The 5873-nt window shown below is 62.1% G+C and carries 8 protein-coding genes; 1 reads left to right on the top strand and 7 read right to left on the bottom strand.

The genetic code is table 11. The annotated features are described in order from the left end of the window. Window positions 1-420: 420 nt before the first annotated feature. Complete coding sequence (cobM, locus tag ACTWPB_RS11095) at window positions 421-1164, bottom strand: precorrin-4 C(11)-methyltransferase (RefSeq protein WP_446225576.1); 744 nt, start codon at window positions 1162-1164, stop codon at window positions 421-423. A 119-nt stretch (window positions 1165-1283) separates the two neighbouring features. Between cobM and ACTWPB_RS11090 the strand changes: the two genes are divergently transcribed. Further along, window positions 1284-1946: a DUF3105 domain-containing protein gene (locus ACTWPB_RS11090; RefSeq protein WP_446225575.1), complete on the top strand. Its 663-nt coding sequence runs from the start codon at window positions 1284-1286 to the stop codon at window positions 1944-1946. Window positions 1947-2004: 58 nt separating this feature from the next. Here the strand turns inward: ACTWPB_RS11090 and ACTWPB_RS11085 are convergent, their stop codons facing one another. The 6 genes from ACTWPB_RS11085 to ACTWPB_RS11060 all read right to left on the bottom strand — a co-directional run bounded on the left by ACTWPB_RS11085 (window position 2005) and on the right by ACTWPB_RS11060 (window position 5863). Next, entirely contained in the window at window positions 2005-2430 is a 426-nt protein-coding gene (locus ACTWPB_RS11085) for a PPOX class F420-dependent oxidoreductase (RefSeq protein ID WP_446225574.1), read from the bottom strand. Window positions 2431-2542: 112 nt separating this feature from the next. Continuing rightward, on the bottom strand, window positions 2543-3022 hold the full coding sequence (locus tag ACTWPB_RS11080) for a hypothetical protein (protein WP_446225573.1): 480 nt from the start codon (window positions 3020-3022) through the stop codon (window positions 2543-2545). Beyond that, the gene (locus tag ACTWPB_RS11075; RefSeq protein ID WP_446225572.1) at window positions 2985-3446 is read right to left on the bottom strand and encodes a hypothetical protein; all 462 of its coding nucleotides are present in this window, start codon (window positions 3444-3446) and stop codon (window positions 2985-2987) included. The genes ACTWPB_RS11080 and ACTWPB_RS11075 overlap by 38 nt, the downstream gene beginning before the upstream one ends. After that, window positions 3434-4636 carry a hypothetical protein gene (locus ACTWPB_RS11070; RefSeq protein ID WP_446225571.1) on the bottom strand — a complete coding sequence of 401 codons (1203 nt, stop codon included), beginning with the start codon at window positions 4634-4636 and terminating at the stop codon, window positions 3434-3436. Before ACTWPB_RS11070 ends, ACTWPB_RS11075 begins: the two co-directional genes overlap by 13 nt. A 45-nt stretch (window positions 4637-4681) precedes the next feature. Then, window positions 4682-5257, bottom strand: a complete 576-nt coding sequence (locus tag ACTWPB_RS11065; RefSeq protein WP_446225570.1) for a DUF3558 family protein — start codon at window positions 5255-5257, stop codon at window positions 4682-4684. Between the two features lie 207 nt (window positions 5258-5464). After that, complete coding sequence (locus ACTWPB_RS11060) at window positions 5465-5863, bottom strand: hypothetical protein (RefSeq protein WP_446225569.1); 399 nt, start codon at window positions 5861-5863, stop codon at window positions 5465-5467. Window positions 5864-5873 lie beyond the last annotated feature (10 nt).

The following is a 5873-nucleotide window of genomic DNA, read 5'->3' as shown; positions in this document are numbered from 1 at the left end:
CCCAAACCTCGCTTCCGGAACACCTGGGTAGGCGCTCCCCGACGACACCGGAACGCGAGCGCCCACCTAATCTCCAGCGGGGCGCCCGCGTCTCGGGTTCAGTTCTCGAATCAATCAGGCAAAAATGTCCATTGGCACTATCTGTCACCCGGGCGGGTCTCGTTACACGGCCGAGACCATGCACCTGACCGCCCGGCCGCCAGCGCCGGTCTACTCGTCGCAAACCATCGCACCAATCTACCGGTGCGCCCGCCCCGCAACCAACCACCTCCATAGCTGGCAAACATCGCCCCAGGTGAAGCCCTCGACCCCCGTTTGCTGACGCTTGTCTGTGTTCTCACATCCCCACCGGATGACCTGCGCACCGCGGCAACTGAGTGATGGATCACACCGACCGGTCTGCTGTTGTGGCAGTGGGTATTACCGGGTCCTGGCGGGGTCGTAGAGGTGGGACTGGGCGCAGTCGATGGACGTGGACAGCGCGCGACCGACCAGGATCACCGCGGCTTGGCGCAGGCCCGCCGCCTCCACGTGATCGGCGATGTCGGCCAGGGTGCCACGCAGGACGAGTTGTTCGGGTTGGCTGGCGCGATAGACGACGGCGACCGGGCAGTCCGCGCCGTACTCGGCGACCAGCTCCCCGGCCAGCACCCTGATCCGGGTGATCGCGAGATGCAGGACGAGAGTCGCGCCGGTGGCGGCGAAGTTCGCCAGAGCCTCACCTTCCGGCATCGCGGTGGAACGGGCCTGGGTTCGGGTGAGAACCACCGACTGGACGACCTCTGGGACAGTCAGCTCAGTGCCAAGGGCTGCTGCTGCGGCCGCATAGGCGGGGACGCCGGGGGTGATGTCCCACGGCACGTTGCGGGCGTCGAGTCTGCGGGTCTGCTCGGTGAGCGCCGAATAGAGGGAAGGATCGCCCGAGCACAGCCGCGCCACGTCGTGGCCCGCCTCGGTGGCGCGCACGAGGTGGTCGATGATCTGGTCCAGGTTCAGGTGCTGGGTGTCGATCAGTTCGGTGCCGGGCGCGCAGTGGGCCAGGACCTCGGGGTCGAGGTAGGTGCCCGCGTAGAGGCAGACCGGGCTGTCGCGCAGGAGGTTGACCGCTCGCACCGTGAGCAGGTCGGCGGCGCCTGGGCCTGCCCCGATGAAGTGCACAGTCATGCACAGGAGTCTAGGAGTGTCCCCTGGACGGGGAGACAAGTAGGTTCTGTGTCGGACGGCAGGCGCAGGCGACGACGAAACGGGGTTCCGCGATGCGGGTGTCAGGCAGGAGCGGTGGGGTGCGCAGCGCAGGTGCTTGCGCGGTTGTGGTCGTGGCGGCGACGTTGGCGGCAGGATGCTCGGCCGACACGGTTGCGGGTAAAGCCACCGCTGCTGGGGACAGCTTCGCACCCTCGGCGGACAATCAGGATCCCTCGCTACAGATTCGCGGCGTTGTCATCACCGAGATCGCGCCGGGGCAGCAGCACGTGCGCCCGACCCAGCGAGTCGCCTATCCGTCGATCCCCCCGGTGGGCGGACCGCACGACGCGCAATGGGCGGCCTGCACCGGCGTCGTCTATTCGAAGGCCCTGCGCACCGAGAACGCGGTGCACTCGCTCGAACACGGCGCAGTGTGGATCGCGTACAACCCCGCGAAGGTGAGCCCGCAGGATCAAGCTCTGCTGAGCGCGAAGGTGACCGACCGGCAGTACACCCTGATGTCGCCCATCCCCGACATGGACCACCCGATCTCGTTGCAGTCGTGGGGCCACCAACTCACCCTCGACTCCGCCACCGACGAACGCATCGACCAGTTCATCGTCGCCCTCCGCGAAAACCCTTACACCACCCCAGAAGTCGGCGCGACCTGCTCGTCCCCGCTCTTCGACCGCACCGATCCCCCACCGTACGACCCGAGCCCGCCGGGCCCCGACGCTGTCCCGATGTCGGGTATTCGGTAGTCGGACGCGAGCTGAGGACAACCATGGAGTCGGCCAAGTCAGCCGCGCGGCGCCACCACTAGCCGGTCATATCGAACTGTGCGATGACCTTCGTCGGCCGTACCCGCACCACGAGTTCACCGGCAACCCCGTTGCGCTGACCGAACTGCTCCGCCTTGTCCGGCCCCATGTACCGGGCGGCGATGGCGGTAGCCGTACGCACGAGCTCATCGAGGTCCTCGGACAGCGTGACCGTCCCCTGCACCTCGACCAGCCCATACGGCGGCTCTTCGAGGTCGACACACAACGCGACACGCGGATCACGCGCGAACGCCCGCCCCTTGGCCGTGTTCTTCCCCGTATTGAAAACCAGCTCATCACCTTCGACGATGAACCACACCGGCGTCACCAGCGGACGCCCATCCGCCGCAGCGAACGCCACCTTGCCCGTTCGCGTTCCGTGGGAAAGAAATTCGCGCACCTTGGGATCAGACAGGGAAGTCATGGGCCCAGGGTAGGCCAACAAGACGACACCTCGCGGCACCGACAGACCGGCCAGTCATTCACGCGCTCAGTAACCCGACGGTCTCCTGAACACGGGCAGAATCGGGACGGACTCAACTCGATGCGCGGGTTCGATCGCGATGCTGGTCGACGAGGTGCTGGTAAAAACTGTTCTCCGGCGAGTCCAGCGAGATGGCTCGCAGGCCGACAGTGACGTTCCGGTCCGCTGCAGTCGAGTACCCGTTCTCAGCGATACCGAGGTCCTCGACAACCGCGGTCACCAAGGCGTCCAGTTCGTCATCAGTGACGTAGACAGCGAGACAGCATTCCACCGGAACACGTGCCGCGTCGTACCCGTCGACCCATGCGCGCTGCGCGAACTCATCGAATGCGATGACAGGACCGAAGCTTGTGTAGCACGGGATGCGGTTCACCCCCTCGATCCGGTGGACACTGCCTTCGAGCACCAAAGCAATCGGGTGGATCCCCTCACCATCGAATGCGCCGACCCCCGCCCCATCCAAAAACCCCAGCCCTACTGCGAACTCCCAGACGTTATACGAGCCAGGACTGGGGCGTGTTGTCATCGTCATCGTCGCTCGGTCCTACGATTTCGCCACGGCGGAAGACTGAGCCGTAGGTCAAAGCTCGAACGGTTTCATTGGGCGGCGTCGGCTTTGCGACGGGACGGTACAGCCAGTCGTAGCGCGGTGATGCCTTCAACTGCGCGACCTCTGGCGGCACCGGGTTGGCCCATAGCTCGATATCGTTCCAGCGCGCTTCGCCAAGTACCACTCGCTGGGCATACATCTGCAATGCCACGGACGCAGTTGGGGAGGCCGCCAAGCGATTCATGAACTCATCAGTGACCGGAACAGCGCACAACTCTTCTATGGTGGTGTTCTCGCTGCGCATTCGCAGGCTCGCAAGAGAGTCCACCGCTCCCATCAAGCGCTGGAATGCTCGTAAATGTTGCGGGTCTGCATCGCCTGCCGCGTTATTCATCAGGAACCCCATGGTTGCGTTCCACTGCCGACCTCGTAGGCCGACTGTGGCTTATTCCTAATCGTTTCGATATTCCCCGCTGCGGCAATATCCTGGGCCATCTCCGCCTTCTGTTGAGCGTTTTCGATCTTGTCGGTGATCGGCTGCAGCTTAGCCTCGAGCCCCTCTTGGACATTGCCGACCGGATCCTTGACAAACTCGATGAAATCCTTCACCGAATTAACAGTCGTTCGAATGGTATCAACCAGTTCCAGGACATGGTCCATTACCTTCGCAAGCTGTACGGCGATGTCGCCGAGTTGGTATGCCCATCCGGCGACCGGCACCTTCTTCAGGGCGAACTTGAGTGCAGACTTGACACCTTTGACCTCGACCTGACTCTTGAGTACGTCTATTATCTTGTTGACGACTTCGGTGACAGCCTTTTCAATCTCGTCGGCAACTCGTTCGAGGGCCGTGGAGATCAATCTGCCGATCGGCCCTTCCCATTGCATTCCGGCGGACAGTCGACCAGCAAAGTCCTGGAAGCTGGTCGACGCCTGCCCGTCCCAATGCGAGTCAACCGTGGTTCTTCCCCACTCCAGATTGAGTCCACCTTTTTCGAAAGTTTCGCCAACTTCCTTGTGGACGTCGCCGACACGCCTCAGATCGTTCCAGTTCCCGGCAATCTTCTCAAGAACATCAGTGAGCGGATTATAGCCAATCTCGGAGAAGTAATCCAGAATGTCCAGCACCCACTCATTGCCCTGCGCCAGGATTTCATTCAGATTCGGAGGTACCGATATCGTGCAGGCTGGGACCGAAAGGGTCTCCGGACCGCTGTACGGTACGGCATCCACGAAGGCGTCAGAGATTCCCTGCTCCTCCGAATTGGAATCGCCGGTCTCGATCCCATTAGTGTGTGCGTTGAGCGCGGCGTAGTTTTTAGCATCCTGGTCGACGTACATCCACGCGGCCTTGTTAAGCTCCACGCCTGTGTTCTGGAGGATCGTCGTCATCTTTCGCTGGCGATCGCTCGTAGTATCTCGAAGCGAATTCAGCGGCGTGACAAGCAACTGCATAATACCGGTATAGCCATCGGAAACGGGGCCGCCCATGATTCCGGACGTGCGCGTGAGATAGTCGGCATTAGTGCCGATCTCGTCGATCAGCTTGCCCAGTCCGGCGATTTCGCCAGCCTCGGCCTTGAATGTTGTCCCCACTACTCTTTCCCCTCCAAGGGCCAAGCCTGACATCCGATATTGATGCTATTTCCAAGGAATTTTGGCGAATACCTGTTTGATCAAAGGCTTCGACCGGCCGCACACGTCATTGTCCAGGGATGATGTCCGCTGCTGTTCGGGCAGATAGATCTTCAGATTGGCCATGCGATCACCGCTGTACCAGACGTACACGTGGCACGCGCCCGACATCAGGAGTGCCCGGGCCGGATGTCCGATCTCATCCGTCCATATCTTCTCCTGATCGGCCGAAGGCAGGGTGGGCGGTGTAGTGAACGAGAGGTACACTCCCAAGCTTTCCTCGGGCGGTCTCCATGAGCAGGCAGCCATCGAACCAGTTTGCCCGGGGGCCACTATCCGTCTGGGAGCTCCGATGCTGGGTGCGCCAGTGGCGTTGCGCGCTTCCTCGCTGGTTAACAGCGTGCACGGGTCCAAACCTTCGAACTCCGCGGGAATTGCAGATACAGGCTCACCTTCTACCGCGACTGTCGAAGTCGATATCGTTGCGCCACCGTGGGATTCGTCGGAGCCACAACCAGCGGATAGGCCAACAAACGACGCCGCTACGGCCAGTCCGCAGACAGCACGCGCGGTACGGTTCACTGGATCTCCCTAAAGTCAACGGACCGAACATTTTTCATCAATCGAAGCAGACGGTCGTGCAGCCTGCAACTCGCTGTCACGTCGATCATGCCACAACCCACCCCCGTACGACCGGTCGCTGAATGCGTTGCCCCAGAGGGACTCTGTTCGCATCTGGATGCCAACAGATGCGGGCCTGCCAGGGTGGACCGTCGGGACGGTGCGGATTCATTGCGGCTTTTCGCAGGGTGGCCAAAACTTGGCGACCGGCCCCGACGTGCGCGCCCGGAATCGATGACCTGCCAGGCGGTTCCTGCGATCGCGGCCAGGATCGTGGAAGAACACCGTGACGAAAGCCGATGCCAGATACATCAATCCGAACAACACATAAGTTGCCACCGAGGATGCGTCCCGCAGGTCCGCCGCCACGATCGGCACGATGAGCGTGGCGGTCACGGTCACGCTCGCCACACCGGAGATCACGGGAAGGCCGCCAGCTCTTTTCGTGATTTCAGCACTGCGGCCGAAGTTTTGACCATCTGCCACGAACTCGCGAACGCCACAGTGATCCCCCTCATTCAACGATCGAACAACGCGTTCGGCGCATCCGGTCTCCCCTGCTGTCAACTTGGTGAGG

Source organism: Nocardia sp. IBHARD005 (assembly GCF_052814245.1).
This window is presented reverse-complemented; position numbering and strand designations above follow the sequence as displayed.

Excerpts from the sequence above, each read along its gene's own strand:
- ACTWPB_RS11080 (WP_446225573.1), bottom strand. The coding sequence starts at position 3,022 with ATGACGATGACAACACGCCCCAGTCCTGGCTCGTATAACGTCTGGGAG.
- ACTWPB_RS11075 (WP_446225572.1), bottom strand. The coding sequence starts at position 3,446 with ATGGGGTTCCTGATGAATAACGCGGCAGGCGATGCAGACCCGCAACAT.
- cobM (WP_446225576.1), bottom strand. The coding sequence starts at position 1,164 with ATGACTGTGCACTTCATCGGGGCAGGCCCAGGCGCCGCCGACCTGCTC.
- ACTWPB_RS11085 (WP_446225574.1), bottom strand. The coding sequence starts at position 2,430 with ATGACTTCCCTGTCTGATCCCAAGGTGCGCGAATTTCTTTCCCACGGA.